Annotated in this window: 14 protein-coding genes and 1 pseudogene; 12 read left to right on the top strand and 3 right to left on the bottom strand. The window is 63.1% G+C overall.

Annotated elements, in window-relative coordinates; translation table 11 throughout:
- Positions 1-2 precede the first annotated feature (2 nt).
- Positions 3-1,007, bottom strand: coding sequence for an ABC transporter permease (locus C8J33_RS22945; RefSeq protein WP_110802361.1), 1,005 nt, complete (start codon positions 1,005-1,007; stop codon positions 3-5).
- Positions 1,007-1,993, bottom strand: a complete 987-nt coding sequence (locus C8J33_RS22940; RefSeq protein ID WP_132665466.1) for an ABC transporter permease — start codon at positions 1,991-1,993, stop codon at positions 1,007-1,009. The genes C8J33_RS22945 and C8J33_RS22940 overlap by 1 nt, the downstream gene beginning before the upstream one ends.
- Positions 1,994-2,308: 315 nt before the next feature.
- Here C8J33_RS22940 and C8J33_RS22935 point away from each other — a divergent pair, with 315 nt between their 5' ends.
- The 8 genes from C8J33_RS22935 (at position 2,309) to C8J33_RS22900 (ending at position 9,508) form a co-directional block, all read left to right on the top strand.
- Positions 2,309-3,349 (top strand): ABC transporter substrate-binding protein, encoded by a 1,041-nt coding sequence (locus C8J33_RS22935; RefSeq protein ID WP_132665465.1) that lies wholly within the window; start codon positions 2,309-2,311, stop codon positions 3,347-3,349.
- A 12-nt stretch (positions 3,350-3,361) separates the two neighbouring features.
- Positions 3,362-4,591, top strand: coding sequence for an acyl-CoA dehydrogenase family protein (locus C8J33_RS22930; RefSeq protein ID WP_132665464.1), 1,230 nt, complete (start codon positions 3,362-3,364; stop codon positions 4,589-4,591).
- A gap of 43 nt (positions 4,592-4,634) precedes the next feature.
- A complete protein-coding gene (locus tag C8J33_RS22925; RefSeq protein WP_132665463.1) occupies positions 4,635-5,669 on the top strand; it encodes an ABC transporter substrate-binding protein in 1,035 nt (344 codons plus the stop codon).
- Entirely contained in the window at positions 5,666-6,547 is an 882-nt protein-coding gene (locus tag C8J33_RS22920) for an NAD(P)H-binding protein (protein ID WP_132665462.1), read from the top strand. The genes C8J33_RS22925 and C8J33_RS22920 overlap by 4 nt, the downstream gene beginning before the upstream one ends.
- A gap of 35 nt (positions 6,548-6,582) precedes the next feature.
- Positions 6,583-7,233, top strand: coding sequence for an NAD(P)-dependent oxidoreductase (locus C8J33_RS22915; RefSeq protein ID WP_132665461.1), 651 nt, complete (start codon positions 6,583-6,585; stop codon positions 7,231-7,233).
- A gap of 23 nt (positions 7,234-7,256) precedes the next feature.
- The gene (locus C8J33_RS22910; RefSeq protein WP_132665460.1) at positions 7,257-8,609 is read left to right on the top strand and encodes an NtaA/DmoA family FMN-dependent monooxygenase; all 1,353 of its coding nucleotides are present in this window, start codon (positions 7,257-7,259) and stop codon (positions 8,607-8,609) included.
- 249 nt (positions 8,610-8,858) lie between these two features.
- Positions 8,859-9,155, top strand: coding sequence for a nucleotidyltransferase family protein (locus tag C8J33_RS22905; RefSeq protein WP_110802345.1), 297 nt, complete (start codon positions 8,859-8,861; stop codon positions 9,153-9,155).
- Entirely contained in the window at positions 9,155-9,508 is a 354-nt protein-coding gene (locus tag C8J33_RS22900) for a DUF86 domain-containing protein (protein ID WP_132665459.1), read from the top strand. Before C8J33_RS22905 ends, C8J33_RS22900 begins: the two co-directional genes overlap by 1 nt.
- A 188-nt stretch (positions 9,509-9,696) precedes the next feature.
- Here the strand turns inward: C8J33_RS22900 and C8J33_RS22895 are convergent, their stop codons facing one another.
- Positions 9,697-10,011: a hypothetical protein gene (locus C8J33_RS22895; protein WP_132665458.1), complete on the bottom strand. Its 315-nt coding sequence runs from the start codon at positions 10,009-10,011 to the stop codon at positions 9,697-9,699.
- Between the two features lie 430 nt (positions 10,012-10,441).
- On the opposite strand from C8J33_RS22895, the gene C8J33_RS22890 reads away from it, so the two are divergent.
- The 4 genes and pseudogenes from C8J33_RS22890 to C8J33_RS22875 all read left to right on the top strand — a co-directional run.
- Positions 10,442-10,759 carry a PepSY domain-containing protein gene (locus C8J33_RS22890; RefSeq protein ID WP_110802338.1) on the top strand — a complete coding sequence of 106 codons (318 nt, stop codon included), beginning with the start codon at positions 10,442-10,444 and terminating at the stop codon, positions 10,757-10,759.
- A 30-nt stretch (positions 10,760-10,789) separates the two neighbouring features.
- On the top strand, positions 10,790-11,401 hold the full coding sequence (locus C8J33_RS22885) for a general stress protein (RefSeq protein ID WP_132665457.1): 612 nt from the start codon (positions 10,790-10,792) through the stop codon (positions 11,399-11,401).
- Positions 11,402-11,637: 236 nt separating this feature from the next.
- The gene (locus tag C8J33_RS27130; RefSeq protein WP_165910627.1) at positions 11,638-11,781 is read left to right on the top strand and encodes a hypothetical protein; all 144 of its coding nucleotides are present in this window, start codon (positions 11,638-11,640) and stop codon (positions 11,779-11,781) included.
- A gap of 254 nt (positions 11,782-12,035) precedes the next feature.
- Positions 12,036-12,509, top strand: a pseudogene (locus tag C8J33_RS22875) (oligopeptide/dipeptide ABC transporter ATP-binding protein); the annotation flags it as partial.
- Between the last annotated feature and the right edge of the window lie 4 nt (positions 12,510-12,513).

Raw genomic sequence — 12,513 nt, 5'->3', positions numbered from 1 at the left:
GCTCAGCGATCCTGGGAAAAGCGGGGATTGAGGGCATCGTTCAACCCGTCGCCGATGAGATTGAGAGCGAGCACGGTGAAGACGATGGCGAGCCCCGGCAAAGCGGTCAGATACCAGGCGGTCCGCACAAGCTCGCGGCCGGTGCCGATCATCGAACCCCAGCTGACGACGTTGGGATCGCCGAGGCCCATGAAGGACAGGGCGGACTCCATCAGAATGGCTGTCGCCACCATGACCGACGACGTGACGATGATCGGCGGCAGTGCGTTCGGCAGGATCTCGTGGAAGATGATGCGGCCATGGCCGTAGCCGAGGCTGCGGGCCGCCACGACAAAATCCTTTTCGCGGATCGCCCGGAACTCAGCCCGCGTCAGCCGCGCCACCGTCGGCCAGGAAATGATGGCGATCGCCAGCGTCACGGTCGTTGCAGAGGGCTGGGCGATCGCGACCAAGACGACGAGCAGCACGAAACTCGGCAATGTCTGGAAGATCTCGATCAGCCGCACGAGGACATCATCGACCCAGCCGCCGAAGTAGCCTGCCGTTGCTCCGACCAGCACGCCGAATGTCAGGCCGAGCACCGTCGCGAAAAGACCGACGAACAGCGAGATGCGCGCGCCGTGCAGGATGCCGGCCAGCACGTCCCGGCCGAGCCCGTCCGTCCCGAGGGGATAGGCCGGGTCCTGTCCCGGCCAGAGGAACGGACGGGCGACCATGGACAGGGGGTCTTCGGGATAGAGGATCGGTGCGGCGAGAGCGACGAGGATGACGAAGGCGAGGAAACCGGCCCCGAACAGAGCGTTCGGGTTCGTCAGGAACACCGTCAGCGCCCGCCGGCCATTCGTGATTGCGACCGTCGCACTCTGCTGGGAGCGCGCGTCCGGCGCCTTCATGTTGGACCATGCCGGGCCGTCGGCCGCAGCGCCGGTTGCTGCCGCCTCCTGCGCGGCTGCGGCCTGCCGCTCGGCGGCACGATCGCGTATGTTTACGGCATCGGCGATGGACATCAGCGTGCTCCGATACGAGGGTCGACCCAGGCGTGGAGGAGATCCACGGCGGCGTTGGCCGCGATCACCAGAAGCGATGAGAGAAGCAGGATGCCGAGCAGGACGGTGAAGTCGCGCGCCATGACGGCTTCGAAGGCGAGCCGGCCGAGGCCCGGCCAGCTGTAGACGGTTTCCACCACCACCGCGCCGCCTAGCATGCCGCCGACATGCATGCCGGCCATGGTCGTGATGGGAATCAGCGCGTTGCGCAGGATGTGACGGGACGTCACGCGAAACGGCGTCAGGCCTTTCGCATAGGCGGTGCGAACAAAATCCTGGTTCTTCACCTCAAGCATCGAGGCCCGCGTCAGCCGCGCGTAGATCGCCACGTAGAACAGGGCGAGCGAGGTTGCCGGCAATACCATGTAGCGCGCCGTATCGAGCAGTGCCGGAAGACCGGTCAATCGAGACCCGATCGTGCCGGCGCCGCCGCTCGGCAGCCAGCCGAGCTTGACCGAGAAGAGGACGATCAGCATCAGGCCGATCCAGAAGCTCGGGATGGAATAGAACAGCAGCGAGACGATCGACAGCAGGCGGTCCGGGATACGGCCCGCGAACGCCGCCATCAGCGCGCCGAGGACGATGCCGAGCAGGATGGCGATCGCCAGCGCCGAGACCATCAGCGTCAGCGTGCCGGGAAGCCGCTGGCCGATCAGCTCGGCGACCGGCATGCCGTAGCGCGGCGAAAATCCTAAGCTGAAATGCGCCAGGTTGTTAAGATAGTCCCCGAGCTGCATGAGAACCGGATTGTCGAGGCCGAAGCGTGAGCGGAGCGCCGCGACGCTTTCCGCCGTCGCCGACCCCGCCTCGCCGGCCATCACATCGGCCGCATCGCCGGGTGCAAGCTGGAGCAGGAAGAAGTTCAGGACGATGATGCCGAGCAGCGTCGGGATCGCGTGCAGCAGCGTGCGTCGCAATGTTCGCACGGTTCTCAGCAGCGCTGCCATCGTCCTCCACCTTTCAGGTTCGAGCCTTCCGCTTGTGCGGACCAATCCATCCGGAAGCGAGGGAAGGCGCCATCCGTCCAATTAGTAGTTGACAAAATCTGTAGTCTTTGTCAAATGTAGTGACGGAAAATTGCACCCGATATCGGCAATTTTTCAAAATGACGTTTTCAGTATCGGCCGGATATAGGTCTTAAATAGAATATTCTTCTATTTATTGCACTATACGAGAGATGAATATCTGCGGTTCGGTCGGACGAGAGAAAAGCCATTGCCTGTTTTGAGCAGGCGGAAAACGGGACGCCACAGGAGGGCAGCATGACCATTCAGAACGCCATTTCTCAGATCTGGTATACACGCTGCCCTGTCCCGACCCCGGTCGGGCTCGCCTCGCAACTCGGTCTGCTGGAGGAAACCTTCGCCAGGGAGGGGATCGCGCTTCGCTCCATCATCGACAGCAAGGATCGGGACGTCCGATCCAGCCATTTCACCCATCACCTCGACTATTCCTTCCGCCACGGCGGGAACGTACCTCCGATCCGGGCGCGCTCGGAAGGCAATCCAACCCGGCTCGTCGGCATCACCTGGACGGACGAGTTTCAGGCGATCATCACCCTGCCCGACTCCGGCATCGCGACGATCCGGGACCTCGTCGGCCGTCGGTTCGGCGTCCCCCGCCGGCCGCCGGGCATCGTCGATTTCATGGCGGCGACGGCGCTGAAGGGCCTCGTCTCGGCGCTCTCGCTGGAGGGGCTCGGTCCCCACGAGGTCGATATCGTCGATATCGCCATTCAAGGCTCGGTGCTCGACGATCGCGGAGGCCCGCAGCTCTACGGCCTTCGCAACCGGCAGGCCTACGGGCCGGAAATCGCCGCTTTGCTGCGCGGCGAGGTCGATGCCATCTATGTCAAGGGCACGCCGGGCATCAGCGTCGCCAATCTCTTTGCGACCCGCACGGTGACCGAGTTCGGCTTTCACCCCGATCCCAAAATCCGCATCAATTCCGGCTCACCGCGCATCCTGACCGTCGATGAACGGCTGGCCGAGGACCGGCCGGATCTCGTCGCCCGCCTCCTCGAGACCCTGCAGCGCGCCGGCGCCTGGGCGGAAAGCCATCCGGACGAAGTGCGCCGCTTCGTCGCCCGCGAGGTCGGGGCTTCCGAAGAGGTCGTCGCGTCTGCCAACGGGCCGGACCTGCACCGGCATCTCGGCATCGGGCTCGAGCCGGAGCTGGTCGACGCCATCGGCCATTACAAGGATTTCCTGTACGCATGGGGGTTCCTCGCCGCCGACTTCGCTATCGGCGACTGGGTCGATCACCGTCCCTGGGCCCTGCTCGACACCCGTGCCGTCGCCTGATCGGAGAGCGTCATGACCACGTCCGGAGATTTTGCGGCGGTGATCGCCACGGCCGAAGCGCTCGGACAGCGCTTTGCACTGACCGCGCGGCATTATGACGAAACCGGCGAGTTTCCCTTCGCCAATTTCGACGCGCTGCACGAGGCCGGGCTTCTGGGTCTCGTGACTGCGGTCGAGCACGGTGGCCTCGGCGGTGGATTGACGGAAGCGCTGGCGGTCATATCCGCCATCGCCCGCGGCGAGCCGTCCACCGCACTGGTCCTCTCGATGCACTACAACCAGCACTATTCGCTCCGCGTTTCCGGCCAATGGCCGAAGCATCTGGTCGAGCGGGTGACGAAGGCCAACCGGGACGGTGTCGCTCTCATCAACGCCGCGCAGGTGGAGCCGCGCGTCGGGTCTCCCTCGCATGGCGCGCTTCCCGAAACCGTTGCACGGCGCGTGGGTGACGCGTGGCGGATCACGGGACACAAGACCTATGCGACCGGCATTCCGCTTCTGCGATGGGTCTCGGTTCTCGCCGTGACCGACGAGCCGGAACCGCGCCTCGGCTCCTTCCTGGTGCCGACGGATGCCGATGGCATCCGCGTGGAGAAGACCTGGAACGCCACCGGCATGCGCGCGACCAACAGCGACGATCTGATCCTCGATGATGTGGCGATTCCTCTGGAAGATGCGCTGGATCTTGCGCCGGCCGGAGAAGGCCTGAAGCGCGACGAACGCGTGGGCGGCTGGTATTTCACGCTCGTACCGGCCATCTATGACGGTGCTGCGCGCGGTGCACGCGACTGGTTGATCGAATTTGCAACGAGCAGGGCTCCCGCGAGCCTTGGCGCTCCGCTTTCGACGGTTCCGCGCATTCAGGATGGCATCGGCCAGATCGAGGCCTTGCTGACGGTCAATCGCCGCCTCCTCCGCTCGATCGCGGAGGATTTCGACGCCGGGCGGCCGTTCGGGCAGGATGCGGCGGCGGTGAAACACACGGTCATCGAAAACGCCGTTGCCGCAACCACGCTGGCACTGGAACTCGGCGGCAATCCCGGCATCAACCGTGACAACCCGCTGGAGCGGCATCACCGCGACGCGCTTTCCGGCAGGGCGCACGCCCCGCAGAACAACCTGATTCGCACCATGCTCGCCAAGGCCGCACTCGGCCGGCATGCCGCTGCCCCGGCCGTTCCCATCGAGCCGGTGCCGGTCCGCCCCCGGCTCCAGCCCCGTCTCGCCATCGTCAGCCGCTAGCCCCAACCACGAGCCCGCGCCGCTCGCCAAAAGGAGCCTGCCCATGTCCTCCCTCGCCTCCGTCTGGTACACGCGCTGCCCGGCGCCGACGCCCCTCTCGATCGCCCACCAGCTTGGCTGGATCGACCGGTCTTTCCAGGCCGCCGGCGTTGCCGTGCGCTCGATCCGCGACAGCAAGGACCCGGCTGTTCGGCAGAGCCATTTCACCCATGCGCTCGATTACGCGTTCCGCCAGGGCGGCAATATCCCGCCGATCTCCGCGCGTTCCGGTGGGCGCGAGACCCGTGTCGTCGGCATCACCACGACCGACGAATTCCAGGCGATCATCGCCTTGCCGGGGTCCGGTATCCGGACAGGCGCCGACCTCGAGGCCCGCCGTATCGGCGTGCCGCGCAAGCTGGATCAGACGATCATCGATTTCCAGCGCGCGACCGCGTTGAAGGGCATCGTCTCCGCCCTGTCGTTGGAAGGCCTCGGTCACGGGGATGTCGAACTCGTCCACCTCGACAGTGCGGAGCCCAACCTGATCGAGCGGGGCAACGACGCCTTTCTCGGCCTGAAACGCCGCTATCCCTATGGCGACGAGCTTTTGGCGCTCGCGCGCGGCAAGATCGACGCCGTCTTCGTCAAAGGGGCGGAAGGCCTCGTGCTTGCCAACCAGATCGGCGCCATCGTCGTCTCCGAATTCGGCTTCCATCCGGACGCCAAAATCCGCATCAACAACGGCACGCCGCGTCCGCTGACGGTCGACAAGCGTTTCCTCGACGACCATTTCGACCTGGTCACGGATCTCGTCCAGACGGTCCATGGTGTGGCTGCCTGGGCGCAAAGCAACCCGGATCAGGCCGTTCGTTTCATCGCCAACGAGATCGGCGTCGGTGAAGATGCGATCCGGGCGGCCAACGGCCCCGACGTGCACAAGCACCTGGCACTCTCGCTCGATGACGAGCAGGTCGCCGCATTCGGCCATTTCAAGGATTTTCTGCTCGAATGGGGCTTCATCCCGGCAGATTTCAATGTCACCGACTGGATCGATAGCCGGCCTCTCGAAGCGGCACACCGCCGCCTTGCCGCATGAGCCCGATTCTCGTCACCGGTGCGACCGGCAGGCTGGGTCAGTTGATCGTCGAGCGGCTTCTCGCGCAGCGGCGACCCGTCCGAGTCCTGACGCGCCGGCCGGACACGGCGCGCAAGCTCTTCGGGCCCGCGGTCGAGGTGGCGAGCGGCGCGTTTGCCGACCGGAGATCGATCGAGACCGCCCTTCTCGGCATTGCCACCGTGCTTCTTCTTTCACCGATCGGCGAACGGCTGGTCTCAGACCAGACTGCGGTTGTGGATGCCGCGCAGGCAGCCGGCGTCCGGCGCATCGTCAAAATTTCCGGATCGGACTGGACGATCGAACCTCCCGGACGATCGATCTCCGGTGATGCTCACGCTGCCGTCGAACGGCATCTCGGCCGCCTGCCGCTGGAGCATGTGTCTCTCAGACCAAACGCGTGGATGCAGGTGTCGCTTGCCAACACTCTTCGGCAAGTGCTTGCGGGCGGTCCGGTGACGGCGGTGAATCTCGACGCCGGCGTCGGCTACATTGATGCGCACGATATCGCCGATGTCGCGGTCCACCTCCTTCTGGCCGATCGGATAGCCGTGGGTCCGTTGAACCTGACGGGACCGGCCGCCAAGACACCTCGGCAGATCGCGGGTCTCCTCGCCACCGCGCTCGGGCGCCGTGTGGAAGCGGTGGAACACCAGCCTACACCCCTGCCCCCGGATGCCGGTTTCGAACAACACGCCGTGGCGCAATTCGCAACGCTGATTGGCGCGGGTCATGCGGCGGTGACGACGGAAGTGGTCCGGTCGCTTCTTGCCCGACCGCCGCGCAGCGTCGAAGCCTTCCTCTCGGACCAGCTAAGCGCAGAAGCGGTCCTCGCCCCGACCGCCGATATCGCGCCATGAGCCTCAAATACAGCAACCCTTAAGGAACCAAGGCTATGTCCCTCGTCATCTTCGGTGCCTCCGGCAACATCGGCAGCCATCTTCGCAAGGAGGCCTTGGCGCGCGGGCACCACGTCACGGCCGTCACGCACGTATCCGACATCGAACCGGCGGAGCGGCTGACGGTCGTCAAGGCCGATATCGCGGACGCCGCTGCGGTGGCGAAGATTGTGGCCGGTCATGACGCCGTGATCAGCGCCTACAGCCCCGGCCTGCGCCGCATCTCCGCGGAAGAGGCCGCCGAACGGATCGGTGAGGCGCATGAGGCGCTTTTTGAGGGCGTCAAACGAGCCGGCGTGCGCCGCCTCATCCTCGTCGGTGGCGTCGGCAGCCTGGAGGCGAGCCCCGGCATCGACGTCGTGGACAGCGACTTCTATCCGGCAAACCACAAGGCGCACACGTTGCGCAACCGTGACATCCTGAAAAGCCTGAAGCGCGGCGATCACGATCTCGACTGGACCTATGTGTCGCCGCCGCTCGCCATTCAGGCGGGCGAACGCACCGGCTCGTTCCGGCTGGGGGAAGACCGGCTGCTACGCGACGACAGCGGCGACAGCCGCATCTCGGAAGCGGATTTCGCAATCGCCATTCTCGACGAGCTCGAAAACGGCCAGTTCATCCGCCGGCGCTTCACGGCTGCCTATTAGAGTTTGTCAGGGATTTACGACGCATGACCCGCACGCAGCGCAAGCTCAACCTCAATGTCGGCATCAATACGACCGGCTATCTCGGCCATGCCTGGCCGTACCGCACCGGTACCCGGCACGATATCAACGATCCCGCTTATTACCGGCGCCTGACCGAGCTTGCCCACAAGGGCCTGTTCGATGCGGTGTTCTTCTCCGACCATCCCGCCCTGATGACGGATCCCGAGGGGCGACCCTTCCATACGATCGATCCGTTGATCCTCTGTACGGCGCTTGCCGCCCAGGTGCCGGATATCGGTTTCGTGGCCACCATGTCCTCGACCTATAATTCGCCCTACAATCTTGCCCGGCGCACCCAATCGACCGACATCGTTTCGGGCGGCCGGCTGATCATCAACATCGTCTCCTCATTCAACCCCAACGTTGCCGCCAATTTCAGCTCCGAGCCTCTGCCGCCGCGCCACGAACGCTATGCCAAGGCCTCCGAGTTTCTCGACGTCGCCAAAAAGCTCTGGGCGAGCTGGGATCCCGCCCGGGAAGGCGACGTGCCGGAAGGCCGGTTCTGGGATGCGACGAGCGCCCACACGATCGATCATGACGGCACCTATTTCACCGTCAAAGGGCCGCTCAACGTGCCGGTCGGGCCGCAAGGCCACCCCGTCATCGCTCAGGCTGGCGCTTCGGAAGGGGGTATCGACCTTGCGGCACGGCATGGCGAGATCATCTACTGCAACATCCTGTCTCGCCCGGCCGGCCGCGCCTTCGGCAAGAAGGTCAGGGACAGGGCGAGGGCGTTCGGACGCGATCCCGCCAGCATCCGCATCGTTCCCGGTCTCGTGGCGATCGTCGGCGAGACACGTACCGAAGCGCTCCGCAAGCACGAGCTTTTCAGCGGTGCCGGCTCGGAGGACGGGCTGATCGCCCGCTTTATCCGAGAGAACGGCATCGATCCCGCCGGCTTCGATCCGGATGCCATTCTCGATGCGGAGCGGTTCATTCCGGATCCCAACCGCCTGCTGGCGGTCGGCATGGGGCTGGGCCTGCTCGATCTCCTGACCCACGAAAAGCTGACGGCGCGACAGGTCGTCCGACGCTCGGAAGGCCATCACCGACTGGTGCTCGGCACGCCGGACGAGGTAGCCGATCAGATCATCGATCTCTGGGCTGACGGTACCGTCGACGGTTACACGCTGCAGCCGCCCCGGGCACCGGATGATATCGAGGAGTTCGTCGCGAAGGTCGTGCCGATCCTGCAGGATCGAGGCGTCTATCGAACGCGGTATGAGGAACCGACGATCCGCGAGCGCTACGGCCTGCCGTTTCCCGAGGGCACAGCCCGTCCCGGTGACCGTCCGGCACTATCCCGGTTGGGTTAAGGCTCTGAGCTTCCGGGTCTGAGGCACAAGCTGTCGGCCTATCCGGTGTTGAGTGCCTGGAGCCAGATCATCACGGCAACTGCGCCGGCGTCAGGGCGTTCCAGTGCGCGATCTTCAAGGATGCTTTACGTCCAGCCGAGGGGTGCGTCCAATGTGTCGCTTTCGCGCCTCAATGGCCCGCATCGCCACTGAACGAGCCGCTTGACAAAGAGAGTGGCTGATTTGAGTAGATTGTTGTAAGCTTTCGCCATGAACAGAGCGGACGCCATTGCGAAGCTTCAGCGACATGCAGATGCCGTGAAAGGCATGGGGGCAACCGCTTTGTATCTTTTCGGCTCTACGCTACGCAACGAGGCGCATATATCGAGCGATCTCGACGTGTTTATCGATTACGATTCGACTAAACGTTTCTCCCTGCTTGATCTGGTCGGCATCAAACAGTTCCTAGAGGAAGAGCTTGCGATGGAGGTGGATGTCACCACGCGCAACAGTCTTCACCCCATGCTGCGGACAGATATCGAACGTTCGGCCGTCAAGGTTTTCTGATGGGCAGACGCAGGATCGGGCCAGTTCTGGCGGAAATGCTCGAGGCTATTGAAGGCATCGAACGTCACACCGCTGGCAAATCTCTTATCGAGTTTGAACGCGACTGGCTGCTGCGTCTTGGCGTTCAGCGGGCGTTGGAAATCATATCGGAAGCCTCACGTCACATTCCCGATGACGTATTGACTGCCGAGCCGGAGGTGCCATGGAAAAACATCCGCGGCATCGGCAACATCCTACGTCACGAGTATCACAAAATCGCCGACGATGTGATTTGGGTGGTTGTGACTGAGAATATCCTTCCATTGAAGGCGGCTGTCAAAGCTATTCAACAGCGAATTGGCGAAGAAGGTTAGTTACTTCGGGCGATATGTCGCCTCGAATTTTTCACCATTCTTTAGCCAGATCCCCTTTCAATATCGCCATTCGTGATTGCCCGCGCATGTCTCGAAAAAATGCATACCACAATGACTCCGGGCATCGCCCATGCCGCTGCCCCAATCACCGGCACGTCCCGGACCTTATCGGACAACACAAGGGCCGCTTAGTGGCTTGAAACATCCTGGGCACCCGCATCCCGGAATGCGGCCTGCGCTTTGTCGACATCCTCAAGCGCCAGATCGACGGACACCTGAAGTTGACCTTCGAGCGCTGCATCCGTTCGAACGCCGTCCCCTTCGCGGTTCTCGACGTCGCCACCTGATGGCTGCGTCCCGGCGGTATTGTCCGACCCCGTTGCTTCTACGAAGACGTCGCTCCGGTCGATGCCATATTGCTGAACGAGATGTTCAATGGCGCGATCGGCGGCCTCGCGCGTGTCGAAGATCGCGGTGAGGGTTTTCACATTGTCGTTTGACATGCATCGTCTCCTGTTGCGTCACGGGCAACGAAGGGCAGCCCCTATGGTTCCGTGTCGGACCGGCGAGGCCTCCCTGCGCCTGCCGTCCGTCCTGGAAGCGATCCTGCAAGAGCGACGCCGTCTCCCTGTGCTCCTCCGTCGAAATCATGCAGCCGAGGCCGGGAGAGATGTTGCAGGTCTGTACCATCACTAGGGCAGTCTTCTGCGCGCCTTCTGCTCTTTCTGCGTGTCAGTCTGAAACAGTACAACAGCCGTGGCTATCCAACGCAGAACATTCCGCGATCTGCATCGGCGCAATCCGAGGGGTAAATTCATGAAGCCTTAAGTAAACGTCACAGTACACAATCGCACGAACAAGGCGGAACATTTGGTATAGGAACGTGTTTCCGATCCGAGACCTGAAACATGGTCTGGAATAGAGGACCCACACATGAAGAAGCTTTTTCTCGCGACGGCTATTCTTGCCGTTTCTGCGTTCGGCGTAAATGCCCAGACCACACCGGCACCGTCGGCAAATGGCGACACACCGGCCGTCGCAACACCGGACTCGGGCAATTCGACGGCGCCTGTCGAAGGCGCGAACTCGTTCACCGAGGCTCAGGCCAAGGAGCGCATCGAGGCTGCAGGCTATACGGAACTCGATGGCCTGATGCTCGACGACAAGGGTATCTGGCAGGCGAAGGCCATGAAGGACGGGAAATCGGCAGCGGTTTCCATGGACTATCAGGGCAACATCGTCTCGAAATAACAAGCGCTCTTGCGCTGGAAGGCAATGATCATGAAGACTGTAACAGGACTGTTCGACGACTATAGCGATGCAAGCGCCGCCGTGAGCGCGCTTGAAGCCCGTGGCATCCATTCCGACAACATCAGCATCGTATCCAACAATGCAGATGGCCGCTACAAGGATGGCGACCACGACAGCAACGCTGCCGAAGGTGCCGGAACCGGCGCCGGCATCGGTGCCGTGGTCGGTGGTGCAGGCGGGCTCCTGACGGGCCTCGGCATCATGGCCATACCAGGCGTTGGACCGGTCGTCGCGGCCGGCTGGCTCGCCGCAACGGCGCTTGGCGCGGTTGCCGGTGCCGCAGCCGGTGGTGCGACGGGCGGCCTGATCGGTGCTCTCACATCGTCAGGTGTCGACAAAGATCATGCGCATGTCTACGCCGAAGGCGTTCGTCGCGGCGGCACGCTCGTCACGGCCAAGGTCGAGGACGACCTTCACGCCGATGCCGAAGCGATCCTCAAGAAGTCGAACTGGGTCGATCCCGTCGAGCGGCGTAACGCCTATTCGCAGCAGGGCTGGACGAAGTTCGACGATACGGCTGCTCCCTATGGCGCGACCGAAGTCGAAGAAGAGCGCGCACGCTATCCGCGTCGCACGCTGTAACGAACCGCCGCAGATCATATGCAAAGGGCCGGAGCAATCCGGCCCTTTCGCTGTGCGAACCAAAGATAATCCGTCCGTGGAAGAGCGACAGGCCTGTGCGGCGTCGGGTATTGTCGTCAGGACGCCTTGCGTTCGACGAGATCGCTCTCTATTTCATCCCTATACCAAAAAGCTCAGGGCTTATGCTCGCTTTGCGAGGCAATGGCCCTGTGCGCATCGTTCCCAAAGGATATTTCATGACCAATATCGAAAAGCCGTACGAGCCCGTTTCGTTTGCCAAGAAGCACCGGATTTCCGTGGAAGACGCCACCGCCATCCTGAAGCAGGCTGAAGGCAACAAGAAGCTCGCCGACAAAGAGGGCCGCCGGGTCGCCGTTTGAGCGGATCCTGGCGCGCTGTTCTGCCGATCCTATAATTCCGGCGATGGGTCGCATTTCCGTTGACGGCCTACGGCGCGTTCAGTGACGCGATTTCTACTGCGATACCGACATGTAGCGGCTGAGAATTTCCGAAATGTCGGTATCTTCCTCGCGGTCATCGACCTTTGCCCGGTCTTCAACGGCGTGAAGATGATGGTCCATGATCCTGCAGGCAGCGGCCTGGTTTTGATTCTTCAGCGCATATCGATTGCCGCGAGCCTGAATTCCTCGTCTGCGACGAGCCGACGTCGGCGCTCGACGTCTCGGTGCAGGCACAGATCCTCAATCTTATGCGCGGGCTGCAGGACAGGCTCGTCCTCACCTACCTCTTCATCAGCCACAACCTCGCCGTCGTGCGCCATATGGCGGATAGGATCGCCGTGATGTATCTTGGCCGGATCATCGAGGAGGCGGATACGGAAGCGCTGTTTGCCAACCCGCAGCATCCCTATACGCGGCTGCTGTTGCAGACGATCCCGGATGTCCGCGCGCCAAACCGCGACCGGGCCCTGATGGGCGGCGAGCCGCCGAGCCCGCTTGAGCCGCCGAAGGGCTGCACCTTCCATCCGCGGTGTCCGATCGCAACCGAGCTTTGCAGCCGGGAAGCGCCGGAGCCTGTCAAACGTGCCGATGGCGGTCGCGTCGCATGCCACTTTCCGCAGCTGAGCCCCGAACAGCACGCCCTCTGACCGT

This window comes from Rhizobium sp. PP-CC-3G-465 (genome assembly GCF_004343445.1).
GTDB classification, from domain to species: domain Bacteria; phylum Pseudomonadota; class Alphaproteobacteria; order Rhizobiales; family Rhizobiaceae; genus Ferranicluibacter; species Ferranicluibacter rubi.
This window is presented reverse-complemented; position numbering and strand designations above follow the sequence as displayed.

Coding starts and splice junctions, on each gene's coding strand:
- C8J33_RS22905 (WP_110802345.1), top strand. CDS start 8,859: ATGAACAGAGCGGACGCCATTGCGAAGCTTCAGCGACATGCAGATGCC.
- C8J33_RS22910 (WP_132665460.1), top strand. CDS start 7,257: ATGACCCGCACGCAGCGCAAGCTCAACCTCAATGTCGGCATCAATACG.
- C8J33_RS22920 (WP_132665462.1), top strand. CDS start 5,666: ATGAGCCCGATTCTCGTCACCGGTGCGACCGGCAGGCTGGGTCAGTTG.
- C8J33_RS22935 (WP_132665465.1), top strand. CDS start 2,309: ATGACCATTCAGAACGCCATTTCTCAGATCTGGTATACACGCTGCCCT.
- C8J33_RS22885 (WP_132665457.1), top strand. CDS start 10,790: ATGAAGACTGTAACAGGACTGTTCGACGACTATAGCGATGCAAGCGCC.
- C8J33_RS22895 (WP_132665458.1), bottom strand. CDS start 10,011: ATGTCAAACGACAATGTGAAAACCCTCACCGCGATCTTCGACACGCGC.
- C8J33_RS27130 (WP_165910627.1), top strand. CDS start 11,638: ATGACCAATATCGAAAAGCCGTACGAGCCCGTTTCGTTTGCCAAGAAG.
- C8J33_RS22915 (WP_132665461.1), top strand. CDS start 6,583: ATGTCCCTCGTCATCTTCGGTGCCTCCGGCAACATCGGCAGCCATCTT.
- C8J33_RS22930 (WP_132665464.1), top strand. CDS start 3,362: ATGACCACGTCCGGAGATTTTGCGGCGGTGATCGCCACGGCCGAAGCG.
- C8J33_RS22890 (WP_110802338.1), top strand. CDS start 10,442: ATGAAGAAGCTTTTTCTCGCGACGGCTATTCTTGCCGTTTCTGCGTTC.
- C8J33_RS22945 (WP_110802361.1), bottom strand. CDS start 1,007: ATGTCCATCGCCGATGCCGTAAACATACGCGATCGTGCCGCCGAGCGG.
- C8J33_RS22940 (WP_132665466.1), bottom strand. CDS start 1,993: ATGGCAGCGCTGCTGAGAACCGTGCGAACATTGCGACGCACGCTGCTG.
- C8J33_RS22925 (WP_132665463.1), top strand. CDS start 4,635: ATGTCCTCCCTCGCCTCCGTCTGGTACACGCGCTGCCCGGCGCCGACG.
- C8J33_RS22900 (WP_132665459.1), top strand. CDS start 9,155: ATGGGCAGACGCAGGATCGGGCCAGTTCTGGCGGAAATGCTCGAGGCT.